This is a genomic window from Noviherbaspirillum humi, from assembly GCF_900188095.1.
GTDB classification, from domain to species: domain Bacteria; phylum Pseudomonadota; class Gammaproteobacteria; order Burkholderiales; family Burkholderiaceae_D; genus Noviherbaspirillum; species Noviherbaspirillum humi.
The window spans coordinates 24,764-47,151 of record NZ_FZOT01000013.1; the positions used below are offsets into that span (position 1 = coordinate 24,764).

At 63.5% G+C, this 22,388-nt stretch carries 12 protein-coding genes; 8 read left to right on the forward strand and 4 right to left on the reverse strand.

The features are described from left to right. Positions 1 to 21: 21 nt before the first annotated feature. A complete protein-coding gene (locus CHB88_RS16915; protein ID WP_089400521.1) occupies positions 22 to 3,735 on the forward strand; it encodes a S8 family serine peptidase in 3,714 nt (1,237 codons plus the stop codon). A gap of 52 nt (positions 3,736 to 3,787) precedes the next feature. On the opposite strand, the gene lplT is transcribed toward CHB88_RS16915, so the two are convergent. Beyond that, on the reverse strand, positions 3,788 to 5,068 hold the full coding sequence (lplT, locus tag CHB88_RS16920; protein WP_089400522.1) for a lysophospholipid transporter LplT: 1,281 nt from the start codon (positions 5,066 to 5,068) through the stop codon (positions 3,788 to 3,790). A 256-nt stretch (positions 5,069 to 5,324) separates the two neighbouring features. On the opposite strand from lplT, the gene CHB88_RS16925 reads away from it, so the two are divergent. The 7 genes from CHB88_RS16925 (at position 5,325) to CHB88_RS16955 (ending at position 15,762) form a co-directional block, all read left to right on the forward strand. Further along, positions 5,325 to 6,494 (forward strand): AI-2E family transporter, encoded by a 1,170-nt coding sequence (locus tag CHB88_RS16925; RefSeq protein WP_176442523.1) that lies wholly within the window; start codon positions 5,325 to 5,327, stop codon positions 6,492 to 6,494. 161 nt (positions 6,495 to 6,655) lie between these two features. After that, positions 6,656 to 7,801 (forward strand): GNAT family N-acetyltransferase, encoded by a 1,146-nt coding sequence (locus CHB88_RS16930; RefSeq protein ID WP_176442524.1) that lies wholly within the window; start codon positions 6,656 to 6,658, stop codon positions 7,799 to 7,801. A gap of 317 nt (positions 7,802 to 8,118) precedes the next feature. Then, complete coding sequence (locus tag CHB88_RS16935) at positions 8,119 to 9,411, forward strand: TolC family protein (RefSeq protein ID WP_089400525.1); 1,293 nt, start codon at positions 8,119 to 8,121, stop codon at positions 9,409 to 9,411. Further along, complete coding sequence (locus tag CHB88_RS16940) at positions 9,408 to 10,568, forward strand: efflux RND transporter periplasmic adaptor subunit (RefSeq protein WP_089400526.1); 1,161 nt, start codon at positions 9,408 to 9,410, stop codon at positions 10,566 to 10,568. Before CHB88_RS16935 ends, CHB88_RS16940 begins: the two co-directional genes overlap by 4 nt. Further along, positions 10,558 to 13,677, forward strand: coding sequence for an efflux RND transporter permease subunit (locus CHB88_RS16945; RefSeq protein ID WP_089400527.1), 3,120 nt, complete (start codon positions 10,558 to 10,560; stop codon positions 13,675 to 13,677). The genes CHB88_RS16940 and CHB88_RS16945 overlap by 11 nt, the downstream gene beginning before the upstream one ends. A 28-nt stretch (positions 13,678 to 13,705) precedes the next feature. Beyond that, positions 13,706 to 14,374 (forward strand): response regulator transcription factor, encoded by a 669-nt coding sequence (locus tag CHB88_RS16950; protein WP_089400528.1) that lies wholly within the window; start codon positions 13,706 to 13,708, stop codon positions 14,372 to 14,374. Continuing rightward, on the forward strand, positions 14,371 to 15,762 hold the full coding sequence (locus CHB88_RS16955) for a sensor histidine kinase (RefSeq protein ID WP_089400529.1): 1,392 nt from the start codon (positions 14,371 to 14,373) through the stop codon (positions 15,760 to 15,762). The genes CHB88_RS16950 and CHB88_RS16955 overlap by 4 nt, the downstream gene beginning before the upstream one ends. Position 15,763: 1 nt before the next feature. Here CHB88_RS16955 and CHB88_RS16960 read toward each other — a convergent pair whose 3' ends face one another. The 3 genes from CHB88_RS16960 to CHB88_RS24650 all read right to left on the reverse strand — a co-directional run bounded on the left by CHB88_RS16960 (position 15,764) and on the right by CHB88_RS24650 (position 22,353). Next, the gene (locus CHB88_RS16960; RefSeq protein ID WP_089400530.1) at positions 15,764 to 17,062 is read right to left on the reverse strand and encodes an NRAMP family divalent metal transporter; all 1,299 of its coding nucleotides are present in this window, start codon (positions 17,060 to 17,062) and stop codon (positions 15,764 to 15,766) included. Between the two features lie 34 nt (positions 17,063 to 17,096). Further along, positions 17,097 to 17,414: a hypothetical protein gene (locus CHB88_RS16965; RefSeq protein ID WP_089400531.1), complete on the reverse strand. Its 318-nt coding sequence runs from the start codon at positions 17,412 to 17,414 to the stop codon at positions 17,097 to 17,099. Positions 17,415 to 17,634: 220 nt separating this feature from the next. Further along, positions 17,635 to 22,353, reverse strand: coding sequence for a hypothetical protein (locus tag CHB88_RS24650; RefSeq protein WP_143131329.1), 4,719 nt, complete (start codon positions 22,351 to 22,353; stop codon positions 17,635 to 17,637). Positions 22,354 to 22,388 lie beyond the last annotated feature (35 nt).

Sequence of the window (22,388 nt, forward strand, 5' to 3'; positions counted from 1 at the left end):
CCGCCCCATCGAGGAGGAACCATGCCACCGGACACCCATACCGCCAATGCCACCAATGCCGCCAATGCAGATCTGCTCTATTACCCGAATGCCACCGATCCGCCGGTGCGCCTGCTGCGCGACCCGAAGAAATTCAGCGTGCGTTTCGGGCTGGCCCGTTCGGCGCTCTCGCCCGAGGCGCAGAACCTGCTGCGCAAGCATGCCGCGCCGCTGACCCGGGTGGATCACTACGGCATCATCGTCTACGAGCTCGGCTCCGAACCGGAGCAGCAGCAGGCGGTGCAGGTGCTCAACCGCGAGCGCGACATCGAAATCGCGGCCCCGGTCATGCATCGCGGACGGCAGGAGAATGACGACGTCTACCTGACCCGGCGCTTCATCGTCCAATTCTGGCCCGAGGTAGGCCGGCAGCAGATCGATGCCTTGAATGCCAAATACGGCGTGCGAATCATCAGCCAGCTCGATTACGCGCCCAACGGCTATGTCCTGCTGGCGCCGGCCGGCGCCGACGGCACCGGCGCGGTGGAGGCGGCCAACGCTTACCGCGCCAGCGGCCTCACCGTGTTCTCCCATCCCGACCTGATCAGCCGGCGGCACAAGCGCGACACCGCCACCTCGCCGGCGACCCGCGCCGAACGCGACGCCCGCGCCACCCGCGACGCCGACTACCTGGGCCGGCAGTGGCATCTCGCCACCGCCCGCGTCAACGATGCCTGGACCCTGACCCGCGGCGTGCCCTCGATCGCCGTCGCCATCCTCGATGACGGCATCGATGTCGATCATCCGGAATTCGCCGGCAAGCTGTGCGCCGGGCATGATTTCAGCGCCGGCGTGGACGACCCGCGGCCGAAGTCGGGTTCGGACAACCACGGCACCGCCTGCGCCGGCGTGGCGGTGGCCAAGGGCGTGCGCGCTTCCGGCGCCGCGCCGGGATGCAGCCTGATCGCGGCGCGCTTTCCGGCCTCGCTCGGCGATGCCGACGAAGCGGCGATGTTCAAGTGGGCGGCGGATAACGGCGCCGATGTCATCAGCTGCAGCTGGGGCCCGGCCGACGGCACCGGCAGCGTCGATCCGCTGCCCGGCAGCACCCAGGCGGCGATCGCCTATTGCGTGCACCAGGGCCGGGGCGGCAAGGGCATCCCGGTCTGCTTCGCCGCCGGCAATGGCGACGAGTCGGTAGACCTCGACGGCTATGCCTCCAATCCGGACGTGATCGCGGTGGCCGCCAGCAACGACCAGGAGCGCCGCGCCTGGTACAGCGACCATGGCAATGCGGTGTGGATCTGCGCCCCCTCCAGCGGCGACCGCGACGCGGGCGAAAAATCAGTGCTCACCGCCGACCGCCACGGACCGGACGGCTACAACAACGGCGGCAACGAGGTCGATGCCGATTACACCGCCACCTTCGGCGGCACCTCGTCGGCATCGCCGCTGGTGGCCGGCATCATCGGCCTGATGCTGTCGGCCAATCCCGACCTGACGCAGACCCAGGTGCGCGATATCCTGCGCCGCACCGCGCGCAAGATCGACGGCGGCTACGATGCCGATGGCCACAGCCCGGAATACGGCTATGGCCGGGTCGATGCCTGCGACGCGGTGCGGGCGGCGCTGGCCGCCGCATCGGACGGTCCGGTGATCGCCCTGCGTCCGCCGCGCATCGACGCACCGGCCTCCTTCAGCCGCGGGGGCCCGCCCCCGAGCTTCGACATCGATCCCGGCGACGGCGCGGCCCTCTACTATGCTGTGGAAATCGCCACCCGGCATGAGCTGTTCGACGATGCCGCGCACGGCCAGGAACGCAGCCCGTCGAGTTTCTACGCCTCCTGGCAGGACAGCCCGCTGCTGGCCAGCAATCCCTACGTCATGCCGGAAGCGGCCTGGGCGCGGCTCTGCAGCGCCGACACGCTGTATTACCGCGCCTGGTTCAGCAGCAGCGCCGATGGCTGGACCGACGTGGCGGGAACGCTGGACGACGCCGATCATGCCGGGGCGCCGTCATTGGCGCTCACCGGCGCAGCGGTGCGCGATGCGCCGCTGCGGGCGCGGCGCGATGCGGTGAACACCCACGCCGGCTTCGACCGGCTTGCGTATCCCGGCGACGACGTCATGCGCGCGCTCTGGCAGCACACCAACCTCGCCTGGACCGGCTTCTACCTCGCGCCCAGCCCATCGCAGGGCTACACCGGATGGATGAGCAAGGCGGCCACCCTGCGGCAGATGGGCTGGGGCCTGGCGCCGGTCTATGTCGGCCAGCAGTGGCCGGGCGGCCCCGGCTCCCACATCCTCGGCTCCGACCAGGGCCGGCTCGATGCCGCCGATGCCATCCGCCTGGCGGACCAGGCCGGCATCGGCGACAACGCGGTGATCTATCTCGACATCGAAGTCGGCGGCCTGCTGCCGCCGACCATGCTGGCTTATGCGCAGGCCTGGATCGCCGGCGTGCGCGGCTCGAATTACCGGCCGGGCGTCTACTGCTCCTTCCTCAATACCGCCGCCCAGCTGCGGGAGAATAATCCTGACGTGTTCTTCTGGGTGTTCAACATCAACAAGTTCGCGCCGACCCAGGCGCGGAACCCGGACGGCTCCTTCCGCACCCCGCCCGTCGCCGATTCCGGCTGCCCGTTCGCGGTGGCGTGGCAATACATCCAGGGCGCGCCGACCATCCCGGTGCCCCAGGATGCCGGCCCGGCGCTGTCGCTGGCGACGGTGGACATGGATTGCGCCACGGTGCTCGATCCTTCCTATCCGGAGCGGGTCGATGCCGCCGCGCCGCAGGCGGCGAGCCCAGCGTCGATCATGGCGCCGCAGAGCCTGGCGCGCGCCGACGGCCCGCCGCAGTTCGCGCTCGATCCCGGCAGCGGCGCTGCGATCTACTACGCCGTCGAAGTCGCCACCGAGCCGGAACTGTTCGACAGCGCCAACGAAGCCGAACGCGACCCGGACAACTTCTATGCCTCGTGGGAGACGGAACCGTTCCAGGCCGACAGTGTTTATGCCCTGCCGGCCTCGGCGTGGAACCGGCTGATGCAGGCGGAGCGGCTGTATTACCGCGCCTGGTTCAGCAGCAGCGCCGACGCCTGGGAAAACGCGGTGGCCACCACCGCCGATGCGGACGCAGCCGCAGCGCCTTCCATCCTGCTGAGCGGTCAGGCGGTGCGCGACGCCGGCAAGGTGGAGCGGCCCGCCATCGACGCGCCGTCGCATGCCGGGCGTGACGGTCCGGCGCCGGTGTTCCGGCTGCGGCTGCCCGCTGCAGCGCGCAGCTTCCGGGTGGAGGTCGGCGCCGATCCTGCGCATTTCACGGAAGCTGCGGCCCCCGGCGCTGCCAAAGGTCGTTATGCCTCGCCGGTACGGCCGGTGAAGCCAGAGCCGCTGTTCGCGTTGCCGGTCGATGCCTGGGATGCGCTGCGCCTGGCGCCACGGCTGTATTACCGCGTCTGCGTCTCGTCCCGGCGGCCCGGCGCAGCCTGGCGCGCCGACGACAGCTCGACGCCGGATGCGGTGCTGGAACGGCTGCCCTGGATCGACATCGTTCCCGGCGAGGCGGACCGGCTGCGCGGCATCGAGGCGGGTGTCCGGCGCAGCCGGTCCGGACGTCCGGCGCCGCTGGATAATCAGGAGAGGGAAGGCGAGGAGGGCGGCGAGGGAGGCGGCGGCACGGATCCGGACGAAGCCGCATGGCGCCGGCGGCCGCGCGCCATGCCCATTGCGCCGGCGCATCAGGCGCCAAGGTGAAGCGGGGCGCGCCGGGACTACGAGCGCCGGAGGATCGCCGTCCCGGGCGGCGCTATTCGCGGCGCCGCGCCGGGCCTTGCGCGCGTTCCGGCGCGGCTTCCATGGGAATGCCTTCATGCGGCAGGGATCGCGTCAGCAGCACCATGATGGCGGCAATGAAGCCGCCCAGCAGCAGGATCAGCCAGCGCACCGGCACGTCGAGCCAGACCAGCGCCGCGTAGCCGGCCAGCATGCCGAGCACCGCCAGGTTCTCCAGGAAATTCTGCACCGCGATCGACTGGCCGGTATGCATCATCCGCTGCGCCCGGTGCTGCAGCACGGCGTTCATCGGGATCAGGAAGTAACCCGACACGAAGCCGATCAGCAGCAGCAGCGCGAGGGCGGCGCGGACATCGCTCACCCAGATCATCAGCACCAGCAGCAGTCCCATCAGAATGCCGAGCGGCAGCACCCGGAAGGCCTTTTTCAGCGGCACGAAGCGCCCGGCGGCGAAGGCGCCGGCAGCCACGCCGACTGCCACGGCGCCCTGCAGCATGGCCGCCTGGCCGAGCGAGTAGCCGAGCGCCACGGCGGCCCATTTCAGCACGATGAACTGCAGCACCGTGCCGGCGCCCCAGAACAACGCCGTCACCGCGAGCGATATCCGGCTCAAGGGATCGGACCACAGCGCCCGCGCCGAACGGGCGAAGGCGGCGGTCAGGCGGCCCGGGCCGGCGCGCTGCCTGGGCGCTGCCCGAACCGGCCGCGGGATGAACAGGCTCAGCACGGTGGCGGCGAGATACAGCAGGGCCATGGCGGCGATGCTGAAATGGGCGGGACGCTGCGCCAGCTGCTTGCCCTCTTCGTCGATGAAGGCTGCCGCCGCCAGCAGCACGTCGGGCCGCAGCAGCAGGCCGCCGACGATGCTGCCGAGGATGATGGCGATGATGGTGGTGCCCTCCAGCCAGCCGTTGGCGGCCACCAGCTGGCGCGCCGGCAGCAGCTCGCCGAGGATGCCGAACTTCGCCGGCGAGTAGAGCGCCGCGCCGAGGCCGACCAGCGCATAGGCGGCAAGGGGATGCATGCCCAGCAGCATCAGGGCGCAGCCGGCCGCCTTGATGGCATTGGCCAGCACCATGACCCAGGACTTCGGCAGCGCATCGGCGCAGGCGCCGGCGGCGACGGCCAGCAGCACATAAGCGCCGTTGAACAGCAGCTTCAACGCCGGCGTCATCCAGGGCGCGGCCTGGATGTCCAGCAGCAGGGCGATGGCGGCGATCAGCAGCGCGCTGTCGGCGAGCGAACTGAGGAACTGGGCCGGCAGCAGCAGGCGCAGGCTGCGATTGATCATCATGGCATGCAGAAAAGCATCAGTGAATGAAGGCGGAATCAGGAATCAGAACGAGAAATGCTGGCGGAGTTTCGCATTCATGCTTTCACGCATGGTTTTCCCTTCTCCACGGCATTCCCTGACGGGAACCCTGATCCCTGGCACCTGCCTAACCCTTAGGCAATCCAACGGGAGGCCCCATGGCCTTGATACGAAAATCGGCCGGCGCGAGCATGCCGGCCTTGCCGGTCCACCCGACCACAACGATCAGGGAGCCGGCATGCGGCGGCTGAAGGTCGAGTTGTCGCTGACCAGCATGGTGGCCATGGTGCTGGTGCTCGCCGCCGTCTGGCTGATGATCAAGCTGCTGCCGGCCTTGCTGCTGCTGGTGGCGGCGCTGTTTCTGGCCGGCGCCCTCAGTCCCGTGGTCGAGTGGCTGGAGGGGCGCGGCCTGCGGCGCCATGTCGCCATCGGCCTGGTTTTCGGCGGCCTGCTGCTGGTGGCCGCGGCCGGCTTGGCCACCACGCTTCCCGAATTCTTCGATCAGGCGCGCGGCCTGATCGACCAGGAGCCGGCGATACGCAAGAAGCTGATCGATTTCCTGTCCGCCTATCCGATGACCGCATCGCTGGCCGATGAATTGCACAATCTGCGCTACGAGGAGCTGCTGCGCGGTTCGGGCAAAAACCTGTTCGCCTTGTCGCTGCGCATCGTCGAGATCTCGGTCTACGCCATTGCCGCGATCTTTCTTGCCCTATACGTGATGCTGGACCGCGACCGCCTGCGCGGCGCGCTGTTCGCCATCGTTCCGCGCGAACGCCATGTGCGGCTCGCCCACATCCTGCTGAAGCTGCAGACCATCGTCGGCGGTTACATCCGCGGCCAGATCGCCACCTGCATCCTGATGGGCGTGTTCATGTTCGTCCTGCTGCGCCTGTGCGGCGTGCCGAACGCGCTGGCGTTGTCGGTGTTCGGCGCGCTCGCCGACCTGCTGCCGCTGGTCGGCATCTTCCTCACCATGGGACCGGCGGTTCTGGCGGCGCTGGCGGTGAGCACCACCATCGGCATTGTGGTGTTCGTGCTGATGCTGATCTACGAAGAGGTGGAAAGCCGCGTGCTGATTCCCCTCGTCTACGGCCGCGCGCTGCGGCTGCCGTCGTCGGTGGTGCTGTTCGCGCTGTTCGCCGGCGCCACCCTGTACGGCGTGGTCGGCGCGCTGCTGGCACTGCCGGTGGCGGCGACGGTGCTGATGCTGGTCGATGAGCTGCAGGTGGAGCTTCCCGGCGAGGCCAAGGCGCCGGAAGACTTGCGCGCCGAGCGCGAAACCGAGCAGGCCGAGCGCGAGTATCAGCGCCGCACCACCAGCATGCCGGCAAAGCAGGCGGCCGGCGTGGCGGTGCGGATATCGGAGCAGCGCGAAGAAAGTTCACCGCCCGCCGGCGAGAAATGAAGCCGGCATTTTCCGGCGGGCCAGACGGTTGAGTGCGAACAAAGAAGAGAACTTCGCCGGAACGCCGCGACCCAATGAACGAGCCGGACGCAAAAAATAACAGCGCCGGCGGCCTGGCATCGGCTCGATGCATTTGCCAATCGGCTTTCAGGGAGAGCACCATGCAGATTCACCGTTTCGCTCCTGGCGGCGCCTTGCCGTCGGCGCGCGATCGCGTCGGGCAAACCGACACCGCCGAAGGCGATCTGACCTTCACCTGTTACGAGAACCAGGTGCCGCCGTGGATGGAGCCCGACCTGATCCGCCTGTACGGCAGCCTCTACGCTTCCCACGCCAACTTCAGCGCCTACAATGCCCCGGACAGCGCCAGCCTGTTCGTGGCCCGCCGCGCCGGCTTGGTGGTCAGCGCCCTCATGTACCGGCGCCAGGGGCGGCGCATCCAGGTCCTCAATGAAGTGACCCACATCGGCCGCCAGGAAATGGCGCTGTTCGCCCGCCACATGTTCGCCCGCCATCCCGAGGCGAGGCAGATCGGTTTTCGCGCCATTTCCACCGATCCCGAGGGTCCGGATCTTCCGCAGCTGCGCCTGTTCTACACCGAGAACATCGTGATCTCCCTGCCCGATACGAAGGAGGCCTACATCGGCAGCCTGGGCAAGTCCACCCGCAAGAACATCAAGCACCACATCAGCCGCGCCAAGCGCGCCTTTCCTTCCTTCGAGCACGTCGTGGTGGAAGGCGCGCAGGCCGATGAAGCCGATGTGCGCGCCATCATCGACTACAACCACCAGCGCATGGCCGGCAAGAACAAGGTGTCTTCCCTCGACGAGGAGGAAGCCGCACGCCTGCTCCAGCTGGTGCGGGCGTGCGGCCTGGTCAGCCTGATCCGCATCGAGGGCGCAGTGCGTGCCGGCGCCATCTACTTCCGCATCGGCGACAGATTCTTTTCGGTGGTGAACGCCCACGACCCGGCCTACGACAACTACCGGCTGGGAATGAGCTGCTGCTACCTCACCGTGCTGGACGCCATCCATCGCGGCGCTACCGAGTTCCATCTGCTGTGGGGCCGCTACGAGTACAAATATGCACTCCTCGGCGTGCAGCGCGACCTGGAGCAGGTGGTGCTGTACCGTTCCAGTCTGGCCATGATTGCCGAACTGCCATCGGCCTTCGCGCTTGCGTGGAGCAGCTACGGCAAACGCTTTCGCTTCTGGTTCATCGAGCAGAAGAAGCACGACACGGCGCTAGGCCGTCTGCTGCGCGGCGCTCGGCGCCAGCCGGCTGCCAAATCAGCCCGGGCTGCCTAGCTTTCCTGACAATCGTCCCTGACAAATGTTGGCCGCCGGCATCCGTGCCGCCGGCCTTCTTTTCGTCGTCGTGCCGCAAACGCATCCGAAACGCCGCGTGGCATTGCCGTGCCGTTATCGTTTTTTCGGGTGTTTGGCAAACTCCTTGCCCAACGCTCCCGACATCCCCAAAATACGGTACCAGTCAGCATATTGTCAGCTTAGGTTCAGGAAACTGACAGCATTTCCTCCTATCCTCATCCCTCCGCATTCTGGTGCCTTTCCGCGCCCGCGTGACGCTTGAATCCATCCCAGTGCAAGGGTACAAAGTGAAGTTCATGTCGAAGAGTAGTAAAGCCTTGACAGCCGCGGCGCTGGCCGTCGCCTGGCTGACCGCCGGCCCGGTACTGGCCCAGTCTGCGCCACCCGCCCCGGCGCTGTCGGGACTGAGCCTGCAGCAAGCCCTGGCCCTGGCACAGGAGCGCAATCCCGACCTGCGCCTGAGCGCGATCGCGGTGCGCAACGCGGAGGCGGCGGTGCTGTCGGCCAGCGCCGCGCCCAATCCCACGCTTTCCATCCAGAGCAGCAGCATCAACCCGCGCACCGGCGTCGGTTCCGGCGGTCTGCGCGACAAGAACATCGATACCACCGTCCGTCTCGACCAGCTGATCGAACGCGGCGGCAAGCGCGAACTGCGCACCGAGAATGCCCGCCGCCTGGTGGAAGCTTCCCGCCTGGATGTCAACGACACCCGCCGTCAGCTGACGCTGGCTACCAGCGAGGCTTACTACGATCTGCTGGCGGCCCAGGAGCGGCTGGCCGTCACCCAGGAAACCACCCAGCTCTTCGACAGCACCCTGGAAGCGGCGCAGCGCCGCCGCAAGGCGGGCGACATCGCCGGCGCCGACGTCGAGCGGCTGCAGGTGGATGTCCTGCGCGCCCGCAACGACGCACGGCTGGCCCAGGCCGATCTGGCGCGCGCCCAGCTGGCGCTGGCGCAGCTGCTCAATGTATGCTGCGACACCGCCGGCATCCGCGCCACCGATCCCTGGCCCGGCTTCGAGGCCAGCGACAACGTGGCCGACATCGACCGCCTGATCGAGCAGCGTCCTGACGTGCGCGCCGCCCAGGCCCGGCTGGAAGCGGCGCAGGCGGCGCGCCAGCTGGCGCTGGCCTCGCGCACCCGCGATGTCTCGGTCGGCGTCCAGTTCGAGCATGCCCCTGGCGACAATGCCAACAATACCTACGGCCTGGCGGTGCAGATTCCGCTGTTCGTGCGCTACAACTTCGAGGGCGAAATCCGCAGCGCCGAGGCCAACCTCGATACGGCGCGTGAAGTGCTGGACAAGACCCGCATCGTGGCGCGCAACGATGCCAGCCGCGCGCTGCAGGACCTGCAGGCTGCCGCCGACCGCGCCCGCCGCTTCGAGCAGGAACTGCTGGTCGCCGCCAAGAAATCCGCCGATGCCGCCGAGTTCGGATTCCGCAATGGCGCCAGCGCCGTCATGGATGTCCTCGACGCCCGCCGCACCTACCGCGCCACCCAGCTCGACGCGGTTACCGCCCGAGCCGACTATGCCAGGGCGCTTTCCGCCTGGCGCACCGCCGTCATGAAGGAAGAAGGAAAATGAGTACCCGCAAGAATGTGATTTCGGCCGCCATCCTGGCGCTGGTCGTGGCCGGTGGCGTGGTCGGCTACCGCATGCTGGACAACGCCGGGCCGGAAGCCGAGGCGCCGGCCGAACCGGCGAAGAAGGGCGAACCGGGCGTGATCCGCTACGAGAAGGGCGCGCCGCAACTGGCTTCCCTGCGGGTCGCCCGGGTGGAAGAGATGGCGATGCCGGTGGCCGAGCCGAGCAATGGCCGCATCACCTATGACGAAAACCTGACCGCCCGCGTCAGCTCGCCCATCGCAGGCCGCGTCACCGCCCTGCGCGCCGAGGTCGGCGATCCGGTGGCGCGCAATGCGGTGCTGCTGGACATCGATTCGCCAGACTTCGCTTCCGCCGACGCGGACTACCAGAAGGCCCGCGCCGACGAGCAGCGCAAGAAGCTGGCCTTCGACCGCGCCAAGGGCTTGCTGGAGCATGAAGTCATCGCCCGCAAGGAGTATGAAGTGGCCGCCGCCGACTACCAGCAGGCCGTGGCCGAAAGCCGCCGCGCCAGCCTGCGGCTGCGTAACCTCAACGTCGCCGGCACCAGCGACAGCGGCCGCTTCCAGCTGCGCGCGCCGATCGCCGGCGTGGTCGCCGACAAGCAGGTGAATCCGGGCATGGAAGTCCGCCCCGACCTGCAGAATCCGCTGTTCGTCATCACCGACGTCACCAAGCTCTGGGCCATCATCGACCTGCCGGAGCGCAGCATCGCCAACGTCAGGCCCGGACAGGCGGTCAGCATCGAGACCGATGCCTATCCCAACGAGCGCTTTGGCGGCCGCGTGGAGCGGGTCGGCCTGGCGCTGGATCCGACCACGCGCCGGGTCCAGGTGCGCTGCATGGTGCTGAACCCGGACAAGCGCCTCAAGCCGGAGATGTTCGCCCGCGTCGCCTTCATCGCCGACGGCGAGAAGAAGGCCATCCGCGTGCCGAACTCCAGCCTGATCGTGGAAGGCATCTACAACCATGTCTTCGTCGAACGCAAGCCGGGAGAATTCGAAAAGCGCCGGGTCCGGATCGCGCTGCGCGGCACCGAGGCCAGCTTCATCGATGCCGGCCTCGCCGCCGGCGACCGCATCGTCACCGAAGGCGCGCTGCTGCTGAATGCCGAGGTGGGCTCCGATGCTAAATAAGATCGTCGACTTCGTCCTCAAGCAGCGGGTCTTCGTGCTGGTGCTGGTGGCGGCGCTGTGCGCCTTCGGCTACCGCGCGCTGACCAACCTGCCGATCGAGGCTTTCCCCGACGTGCAGGACGTGCAGGTGCAGATCGTCACCCAGTACCTCGGCCAGGCGCCGGAAGAGGTGGAGCGCACCGTCACCCTGCCGATCGAGCGCGAGATGAGCGGGGTGCCGCGGCAGACCCAGCTGCGCTCGGTCACCATCACCGGCCTGTCGGTGGTCACCCTCACTTTCGAGGATGGCACCGACGACTACTTCGCGCGCCAGCAGGTGCTGGAAAAGCTGCAGAACGTCACCCTGCCGCCCGGCATTCAGCCCAGCCTGGCGCCTCTGTCGACGGCGGTGGGCGAGGTGTTCCGCTACATCCTGGAAGCGCCTCCCGGCATGTCGCAGAACGAGCTGCGCTCCCTGCAGGACTGGATCGTGCGGCCCAACCTGCGCATCGTGCCCGGCGTGGCCGACGTGGTCAGCTTCGGCGGCACCGTCAAGGAGTACCAGGTGCGGGTCGACCCGTATGCGCTCAAGCGCTACGGCGTCACGCTCGACCAGGTGAGCCAGGCGCTGACCGCCAACAGCGCCAACGTCGGCGGCGGCCTGGTGCATCGCGGCGACGAGGCCCTCGTCATCCGTGGCATCGGCATCTTCAACAGCTTGGAAGAGATCGGCCGCACCGTGGTGCTGGCCAAGGGCGGCAAGACGGTGCTAGTGTCCGACTTGGCCGAGGTCGAGATCGGCAACCGTCCGCGCTCCGGCATCGTCGCCTATGGCAAGCAGGACAGCGTGGTGCAGGGCATCGTGCAGATGACCAAGGGCGGCAATGCCAGCAAGGTGGTGGCGGCGGTGAAGGAGCGCGTCGATCTGATCAACGCCAAGCTGCCCCAGGGCGTGAAGATCCGCGCCATCTACGACCGCACCGACCTCGTCAACCACACCGTGCTGACGGTGGCGGAAAACCTCATCGTCGGCGCCTGCCTGGTGATCGCCATCCTGCTGATCTTCCTGCGCAACTGGCGCGCCGCGCTGATCGTGGCCACGGTGATCCCGCTGTCGCTGCTGTTCGCCTTCATCATGCTGGATGCGCGCGGCATCCCGGCCAACCTGATCTCGCTCGGCGCGGTGGACTTCGGCATCATCATCGACGGCGCGGTGGTGCTGGTGGAAGCGCTGATGGTGCGCCTTGCCGTGCGCCGCTTCGACGAGGCGCATGCCGAGACCGATGCCGGCTGGCGCATGCGCACGCTGAAGCAGACGGTGGTGGAGATGGGCCATCCCATCCTGTTCGCCAAGGCCATCATCATCCTGGCCTTCATCCCAATCTTCACCTTCCAGCGGGTGGAGGGCAAGATCTTCTCGCCGGTGGCGCTGACGCTGAGCTTCGCCATGATCGGCGCGGTGATCCTCACCATGACCTTCGTGCCGACGCTACTGGCGCTGACCATGAGGCGGCATACGCTGGAAGAAAAGCACATCCCCTGGATGCACAACCTGCAGGAGCGCTATCGCCGCTGCCTCGACTGGGCCAATCCGCACCGCATGCTGGTGATCGGCGTGTCGGTCGCGGTGCTGGTGTTCTCGCTGCTGCTGGCACCGCGCCTGGGCAGCGAATTCCTTCCCAAGCTGGACGAAGGCAACATCTGGCTCACCATCACTTTGCCGACCTCCAGCTCGCTGGAGAACACCAAGAGCGTGGAGCGCCAGGTGCGCAGCATCCTGATGAGCTACCCGGAGGTCAAGAGCGTGATCTCGCAGGTCGGCCGTCCCGATGACGGCACCGACCCCAAGGGCGTCAACAACATGGAGTTCCTGGCCGACCTCAAGCCGCACGGCGAATGGCGCTTCCCCAGCAAGGAGAAGCTGGTGGCCGACATGACGAAGAAGATCACCGTGCTGCCCGGCGTGCCGACCAACTTCTCGCAGGTCATTCAGGACAACGTCGAGGAAACCATGTCCGGCGTGAAGGGCGAGATCGCGGTCAAGGTATATGGCCCCGACCTGCAGATCCTGACGCAGAAGAGCGAGCAGATCGCTTCCATCCTGAGCGGCATCCGCGGCGCCACCGACGTGGCGGCGATCAAGATCGGCGGCCAGACCGAGCTCAACGTCGCCATCGACCGCGAGAAGATCGCCCGCCTAGGCGTCAACGTGGCCGACGTCAACAGCGTGATCCAGTCGGCGCTGGCCGGTTCCACCGTCAGCACCTTCTACGAAGGCGACCGCCGCTACGACATCACGCTGCGCCTGCAGGAAAAGTATCGCGACTCGATCGACGACATCGCTTCCATCCAGGTCAACCTGCCGAACAATGCCGGCACGGTGGCGCTGGGCGACATCGCCCGGGTGCAGGTGCGCCAGGGCGCGGCCCGCGTCAGCCGCGAGGCCGGCGGGCGCAACGCCTCGATCAAGGCCAACCTGCTCGGCCGCGACCAGGGCAGCTTCGTCGCCGAGGCGCAGCGCAAGGTAAAGGAGCAGGTCAAGCTGCCGCCGGGCTACCAGATCACCTGGGGCGGCCAGTTCGAGAACCAGCAGCGCGCCGTCAAGCGCCTGAAGGTGATCGTGCCGGTCACCATCCTGCTGATCTTCTCGCTGCTGTTCTGGGCCTTCCGCTCGGTGCGCAAGGCGTCGCTGGTGCTGCTGATCGTGCCGTTCTCCCTGATCGGCGGCATCGCCGGCCTGGCCGCGGCCGGGCTGCATTTCTCGGTGTCGGCGGCGGTCGGCTTCATCGCCGTGGCCGGCATCTCGGTGCAGAACGGCGTGATCATGCTGGAGCAGATCATCGAGAACGTGAAGAATGGCGCCGGCTTCGTGCCGGCTTCGATCGAAGGCGCGGTGTCGCGCCTGCGGCCGATCCTGATGACGGCGCTGATGGCCGGCCTCGGCCTGCTGCCGGCGGCGCTGTCACGCGGCATCGGATCGGAAACGCAGCGCCCGTTCGCGGTGGTGATCGTCGGCGGCATCATTTCGGCGACATTGTTTACACTGCTGCTGTTGCCGCTGGCGTACCCCTTCTTCGAAGACCGCAACAAGGAAATCGAAGAGGGTGACGATGCCTACAATCAATACTGAAATCGACCCCGGAAATGGCGGAGTGAACATGCATGTCCTGCTAGTTGAAGACGACCCGGTGCTGGCCGACGGAATCGAGCGCATCCTGAGCGGCCAGGGGATGGTGGCCGACGTGGTCCACAACGGCGTGACCGCCGATTCCCTGCTGCAGCGCCAGGAAGTGGCGGCGGTGGTGCTGGACATCGGCCTGCCCGGCATGGATGGCTTCGAGATCGTGCGCCGCCTGCGCGCCCGGGGCAGCACGGTGCCGGTGCTGCTGCTCACCGCGCGCGACGCCATCCAGGACCGGGTGCACGGCCTTGAACTCGGCGCCGACGATTATCTGGTCAAGCCTTTCGCCGCGCCGGAACTGGTGGCGCGGCTGAAGGCGCTGGTGCGGCGCAGCGGCCCGCGCGTGACCGAGCTGCAGATCGGCGGACTGGTGCTCGATACCTTCGCCAAGCGCGCCCGCGTCAATGGCCAGCCGCTGGAACTCTCGGCGCGCGAATGGGCGGTGCTGGAGTATCTGATGCGCCAGGCGTCGCGGGTGGTGTCCAAGCAGCAGATCATCGATGCCATCCTGCCCTGGGGCGAGGAAGTCACGCTGAACGCGGTGGAGGTCTACGTCTCGCGCATCCGCTCCAAGATCGCCGAAGCCGGCGTAAGCATCCGCACCATCCGCGGCTTCGGCTACATGCTGGAGAGCGCCGCCCCATGACGCGCAGCATCCGGGTAAAACTGCTGAAGTGGCTGATCGTGCCGCTGCTGGCGGTGAACCTGATCGGCGCCATGCTCAGCTACTGGCTGGCCTGGACGCCGGCGCAGACGGCGCTGGACCAGAGCTTGGCAGACGCCGCCTGGGCGGTGCTGCCGCACCTGCGGGCGCGCGGCGATCAGCTGGAGATCAATCTCTCGGAGCAGGCGGAGCAGGTGCTGAGGGTGGACCATTTCGACAAGGTGTATCTCGTCGTGCGGGATGCCGCCGGCCATACCCTGAGCGGCGATCGCGATTTCCCGGCGCTCAGTCTCCCGACCGAACTCGGCAAGCCGCTCGCCTATGACGGCCTGATGCGTAGCGAACCGGTGCGCATCGTGTCGCTCAAGGCGGATATCGGGCGCGAGCAGGTGATCATCGGTGTCGCCGAGACGCTGCGCAAGCGGAACCTGATCCGGGCCGAGATCCTGATCGGGCTGCTGGTGCTCGGCAGCGCGCTGGCGATCCTGTCGGTCTGGGTGGCCTGGTTCACCGTATCGCACGGCCTGTCGCCGCTGCGCAACATCGCCGCCAAGCTGCGCGCGCGCGCCGGCGACGATCTCTCCACCATCGACGAGGAACAGGTGCCGACCGAGGTGCAGCCGGTCATCCATGCGATGAATCATGTGCTCGACCGCGCCCGCACCGGCAACCAGGCGCGGCAGGATTTCCTCGCCGACGTCGCGCACCAGCTGCGCACGCCGCTGGCCGGCCTGAATACCCAGCTCGCCTGGCTGAAACAGAATCCGGACGCCGCGCCGCAGGCGGCGCAGTCGCTGCAGATGATGTCGTCGTCAGTGGAACGCATGATCCGCCAAACCAACCAGTTGCTGGCACTGGCGCGGGCAGAGCCGAGCCAGTACGAGAAGCAGCGGCTGGAACTGGTGGCGCTCGATACCATTGTCGCTGAATCGGTGCAGCATTTCGTGCAGGAGGCGGACAAGAAGCAGATCGACATCGGCTTCAACCTGCAATCCACCACCATCCTCGGCGATCGCTTCCTGCTGCGCGACCTGGTGGACAATCTGATCGATAACGCCATCCGCTATTCGCCGCCCGGCGCCGAGGTCACCGCCAGCTGCTATCCCGGCAATGGCGTCGGCGTCTTCCATATCGAAGACAACGGCCCCGGCATTGCGGCGGCGCACCTCGACAGGATCTTCGACCGCTTTTACCGCATCGATGAGCACAGCACCGGCAGCGGGCTCGGTCTCGCCATCGTGCGCGATATCGTCACCGACCATGGCGCGCGGCTATCGCTGCGCCAGCGCGCGCAGGGCAGCGGCACGGTGATCGAAGTGGTGTTTCCGGTGAAGAGCCCGGACGCCGTCACGGCGCCGGCCGAAGCCTGAATCAGACCAGCAAGGTGTAGAACATCGTCAGCGAGGCGGCGATCATCAGCGCCGTCGCCGCCCAGCCGAGCAGCTTCACCCGGCCGCGTACCACGAAGCGGCCCATCACCCGCTCGTCCGTCGCCATCAGCATGGTCACGACCATGATCGGACCGGAAATCACGCCGTTGATCACCGCGCTCCAGTACAGCGCCTTGATCGGGTCCAGACCGGTGAACTGCAACGCCACGCCGCCCAGGGTGGCGAACGCGATCACGCCGTAGAATTCCTTGGCCAGCGCCGGCTTCAGCTCCAGGCTGTTTCGCCAGCGGAAAGCCCCCGCCATCGCATAGGCGGAGGACCCGGCCAGCACCGGCAGGGCCAGCATGCCGGTGCCAATGATGCCGAGCGCGAACAATGAAAAGGCGAAGTCGCCCGCCGCCGGCTTGAGCGCCTCGGCCGCCTGCGCCGAGGTCTCGATCGACGTCACGCCGTTCGCATGCAGGGTAACCGCGGTGGTCAGGATGATGAAGAAGGCCACCAGATTGGAAAAACCCATGCCGACATAGGTGTCGATCTGGATGCGGCTCAACTGGACGCGCGCCTGTTCCGGAGCCTTCCTCACCGGCCGCGCCCCAGCGGTTGCGCGCAATTGCTCCACCTCTTCCGAGGCCTGCCAGAAGAACAGGTAGGGACTGATGGTCGTGCCGAGAATGGCGACAAGCGTGACGATGTATTCCTGCTGCCAGCTGATGTGCGGCAGCAGGGTGCGCCGTGCCGCCTCGCCCCACGGCACATGGATGACGAAAGCCGTGGCGGCATACGCCAGCAGGGCCAGCGTCAGCCATTTCAGGATGGCGACATAGCGCTTGTAGGGAATGAAGATCTGCAGCAGCGCCGACAGCAGCCCGAAGCCGGCCGCGTACCATTTGGCCGAGCCACCCACCAGCAGCCGGAAGGCATCGCCCATGGCGGCGATGTCGGCGGCAATGTTTATCGTATTGGCGACGAGCAGCAGGACGACGCACACATACAGAATCCAGGGCGGATAGATGCGCCGCATGTTGCTCGCCAGGCCACGGCCGCTGACCCGCCCGATGCGGGCGCTGACAACCTGGATGCCCACCATCAGCGGATAGGTGAGCAGCATCGACCACAGCAGGTTGAAGCCGAAGGTCGCCCCCGCCTGCGCATAGGTGGCGATGCCGCTCGGGTCATCGTCGGCGGCGCCGGTCACCAGCCCGGGTCCAAGCTTGGCCAGCCACGACTCCTCCAGCGCTTCCGCCTTGGCGGTCTCCAGCTGTTCGCGCCCGGTCGCCATCCCCGGCCCTCCGGATCATTTGTCCACGGAACGATTAACGCGCTTCTTTCGCCGCCTTCACCTCAGCCTTGTTCTGCGCCTTGGCGACATCCGACACGGCGTCATTCACTTCCTTGCGCGCCTTCTGATGCGCCTTCAGCTTCTTCTTGTCCGCCTGCGCATCCGCCTCGACGTTCTCCTGCGCCTCCTTGGTCAGTGCCTTGTTGATCTTGGTATTCGCCTTGATCGTGGCCTGGTCCACCTTGCCTTGCGCCTTGGCGTCGGCAGGCGTGGCCGGCGCATCGGTTTGGGCATGGACGCTGCCGGCCAGAAGGAAAGCAGTAGGGATAAGCGTAACGAGGAATTGCTTCATGGCTAGACTCCGATAAAAAGGATTACCTTTAAGATACCGGTATTGCCAGAAAGTTCACAAAACCGTTTCCAAACGTTAACTCTCCCGTCTTTATCCTTAACCATGGATAGATTCAGCTTCTTGTCAGCCACCCGAAAGCTAAGCGTAAGAACGAAGGAGTAATCTGAACGCCGACTTCACGTTTTTGGTCTCCTTCTTGGTGGAGTCTTTTGACCCGTCATCATTTTTTGGTGGCGGGTTTTTTGTTTTGTGCTTCAGAATTTTGCGCCGGGCTTAGGAGATGCTTGATTGGTCCAAGTATGTAGTTCATTGCTTTCCCAACTGCTTCGACATCCTTACCGTTGGGATTGAAACCACCGTTCCCATTAATAAAACCTTCCCGATAACCGGTTACACCAGTTTTGACCTTCAGCGGATTTCTAAGGCCAATCAAGTCTAGGAAATTGATAGTTGCAAGATTGAGAGGACCAGAAATCCTAGTATCCATGTAATTAATCGGTCCCACAGTGAAGCGATCTGTTGTGTATAGATTTAGTGGGGATGCTGATACGGCAACACTGACTTCGTTGACCCTTGTCTGAGTCACGTTTCGATTCCAATCCATTTCGACCTTGGGTAGATTAGCGGTCAGCGCCAGGAGAGAGGCACGTCCATACTGGCCAACTCCGAAATTTTCGGTACCGAAGTTCCACAGAAGAGCACCGGAAGGCCCATACCAGCCAGCCGTGGGAAAGAAAGAAGTCGTTTTCCCAATTACTCCTCCAGCTTGAGCCGTACCAGGTTGTCCAGGCATTCCGGGTGGTAGAGCCATGTGGTCAGCTTGGAAACCCCCGATAATCGCATAACCGTTGGTAGTTTCCATGCCTGGAATCGGAGCAACCCAAACATCGACCTGAACATTCTTAGGCAATGCAAGGCGTCGGGCAATCTGCTTCTCCAATGGCGTTAGATCAGTATCCCCAGGCTTGAATTGCAGATGCTGGGTCTGGCCATTGGTTAGACCACGCGCAATTACGGCTATGGCCGCATCGCGTCCGATCTTGATCGGTGATTTTGTAACTTCTGCAGCGTGATATATCGTCTCGATCGTCTTGTGGACGCCGCTATTGCCATAGAAGCTGTTGATTGTTTTACCAAGCGGGGTGTCCGCAATTTTGGTTAACGAATCGCGCAGCACACCTTCTGTGACCCATTTGGCAACCTTGATGTCATTGAAAAGTGGAGAATTCGGAAGGGTCTCTTTAATCCTTTTAAGTAGTGCATCTTTTGAGCGTACTGATAGATTGCCGACAACTTTGGCAGTTGCATTCAATGCGCTATCAATAGGACTTTGATAGGTTAACCGCTGCCACCATGGCTTGCTCTGATTCGGTATCACATCTGTGTTAGCCGTCGGCTTGGCTGCAGTAGTAGTGCTCGCCGCTGATGATTTTGTCCCGCCGAGCTGCCACGGATTGTGCTGATCCGGGGCCAGGGGCACCTTGGGCGCCTGCTCGGCTACGCCGGATGGTTTCGCTGTCAACGGTTCTGACGTCCCTGAACCAGAACGAGGTGGATTTTTAGCTTTCGAGCTAATCGACGGCAATTCCCTTGGATCGACAGGCCATTTGGGCAGATAAGACTCGGGCTGTTTTAGGCCAGGGGTGGTCTTGGCCGGTTTGGGCTTCATTTCGAGAAGGTAGGCTGGCTTCCCATTTTTACCTTGAATCCGTGTCGCTTGATATGCATCGACGCGCCCTTTTTCAAGAAAAGATTGAGCCATGCGGACAAAGGAGCTGACTTCTGCTGGATTCTCAGTCGAAAAATAAAGCGTTTCCGGATTCTCCATTCTCACGGAGGCAATCGCGTTTTGAAGAACTGGCTCCGAAAGCGTACCGATTTTTCTACTTGCGGCGGGCGAGCCAAGGCGGGGCAGGGATTCGTTTTCAAGCGCGACTCGCGTCAAACTTCTATCCTTGAAGACGGTGAAGCCGCTAAGCGTCCCTTCCTCAGTGAGCAATCGAACTCTTTCGGAAAGCGAAGGTTGAGCCACAGGTGGCGTTTGTGGAGTTTGCTTCGCATTCCTAGGCGATGCTGGCTCCAGAGAGTGAACACCCTCCCGCTTCGGCTGCATTTCAAGGATAAATGACGGTTTTCCTTGACGATCAGCGACTCGAATGGCTTGGTAGGCAGAAATGCGACCTTGCTTGAGATAGGCTTGTCCCAACTCGATAAAAGAAGTCAGTTCATTCGGGTTGGCAGTTTCATACTGGATCGTATGGGGCTCACCTGTCTTGGGCAACGAAGCCATTGCGTTGTCGATGGCGGTAGAGGATAACTCTTGTACTCTTGTACTGCTAGCTGGGGATCCAAGGCGAGTTGGTGTTTCTATTGCTAACGAAATACGCCAATTCGAATTGGCATGTTCCCAGATCTTGACGCCGGAAAGAGACCCGTTCTGCATGAGATCTTTGGCAGTTCCTGTATAGACTTCCCCCGCCTTAAAATTTTTAGTGTAAAAAACGATTGCTGCCTGACCATTGTCGCGAGCAATTGCCACCACTTCTGGAAGTAGCGTTGAGACCGCACGTGGAACCGTTGAATTTTTTCCCACCGGACCATGGGAGAATAATTCTGGATACCGTATGTCTTGAGCACTGTTAACGACATGGCTTAGATAAGCGGTATTTTTTGGACCGCCATAGGAAAGAGCTCGAGGGTCATTCAACGTCACTGCTGCGAACGCTCCAATCTTGTTCCCGGGGAGCGTCACCATAATTTTATAGGCGCCCTCTATCTCGCCAGCGATCTGCAAGGAACCTTTTCCGGCATGAGTACCCCTGTTTCCCCCGTTAATGTTGATTCCCTGCTCAATCTGAATTTGGCGTGGCACTTTACCGGGCGTATAGACCGTAACTGTTCCTGCGACTACCTCTGCTTTATTCAGCGGATTTTGAAGCGGGGTCGTGTATTGATACGGTCTTTGGTAAGCTTGCGGCGTCCTTTGCCCGATGTTTCCCTGCCCAGTCTTTGCCGTGTCCAGCTGCGAGCGGGTAACCGGATCGAGATTATTGAAAAACCTTTCCCACTCGGTTCCAGGAAGATCGCGCTCGAGCTGTAACGCCTGTTGGAGCTTTGGGCTCATTACAGTTACCGGTTTGGCTGTATTGTTGGGCGTCGACTTCGCGGGGAGCATTCGCGAAGTTGGAACTGGCGCCGTGCCGGGAAGTGCTTTTTGAACCGGCTGAGCCGCAGAGCCATTTTCTTTCCTTGGTTTTTTGAGGCTAGTGGCGCCACCAGTACCGCGACTTTCATGAGAAGTCACAGGATTCGAACGTCTTTTAATGATACGCACTTGTCCAGGTTTCGTTGCAGTGGAAGCTGTACTAGTCTTTTCTCGAAGCGGCTGATTTTTACCCGCTGATTGTCCTCTTAACGGTTCTGGTCTTACTTGCGCCGACCGTTTCTCCATCACTGAATTCATAGTGGAAGCAGACCTGTTCCGATTTTCTAGCGTTGCTTGTGGAGTTCCATTGGTCTTGGGCGAGACACCGCTTGCTTTAGAGGGTGAATTCCGGTTCTCTGCAAGAGAATTGCGGACTGTGGACTTTGGAATTGAATTCTGCGTTGATCCAGACGCATTTCCAGAGGCAGGTTCAGTTTTTGTTGTGCGAGTATTAGGTGAAACACCGGCTTTAGCAGTTTCGGCGGGTTTGTTCGGCTTGGCATTATTTGGGCCAAATTTTTTCATCGCGTAGCCACCCACGGCCATCAAACCGTCCAGCGTTACTCTCGCTACCAACCCATTTATTAACTCTGCCGCTCTTTCCATATTTGCTACACTCGGACGGTCTATTAGCTCCTTGATCTTCTTTAACTCCGTGAAGATATGCACCAGTTCTGCCGCGCCGAAGCCCCATGCGGCGAGTTCGGCCAGCTTGCCCCATCCCTTGAGCCAAGATGCGGTAAAAAGAACTACGCCCCCCCAGAAAAGCGGGGACTGTATCATCTCACTAAACTGCTCTCCAACGCGCCCACCAAGCGAGTTGAGATTAAAAATGTCTTTGGTGACCCATCTCAGACGGGCGTTCCAATCCATCTTGGCCAACTGCTTCGCGTTCAGGGGCGCCTGCGACGTTGCCGCGGCCGGTTGTGGGCCATCGGTTTTGTACGTAAATCCATGGTTCTTGATCACTTCCCTCGCGCGATCCATCGCAGCGTTTAGATCAGTGATCGGCTGGCCGGTTTTGGAAGTCAGCTTTCGGCGTTTTGAAACAGAGGTATCAGTCACAAGCGGCGAATCAACCGGCCCTTCATAGTAGCCATCCAGGTAGTACCCAACAACCTCTTTCTTATTGGTCTTCCGGTTGTACTTGAGTTCGGGCGTGACGTCGGTCTTTATCAGTCGATGATCCACTTCTACCGAAACCCGTACCGGAACATCCGCACCGACATTCAGAGTCGGTCTCTCTCTTCGCCGAGACTCAAGAATTCCCTTTCCTTGCGGACTCAACAGGTCCTTCCATAAATTGATACCCGTACTTGAGCTTTCGAGATCTTTTTGCAGAGCCCTCGACAGCATGGAGAACGTTGGCCCACCTTCACCACTCCAATTCACTGCCGCATGATTAGAGTAAAAGTAGACCAAGTGCTCGATGCTTGTTACTTGGCCATTGCTAAGGCTGCGAACGACTTGATCTAAACGGACCTTAACATTGGCGCGATATTGCGGGTCGAGATAATTTGGAGGTCCGACCGTCTGTGGCACATACCTTATCTCAAGATTTCGGTTCAGCTGATTTAGCCAAGATTGCGCAGTTGAGTTCTCTCCTGTTTTTGAATGACTTTTCGAGTTGGATTGTTTGGACGAGTTGGAAAGAACGGGTGAAGATTGGGGACTTATTGTCGACGTTTTTTCTCTGGAGGTGGATTGACTTGGACCTAAGTTGCGACCAGACATGGACTTCTCCCCCTAATTTTTCAAGCTTCAATGGA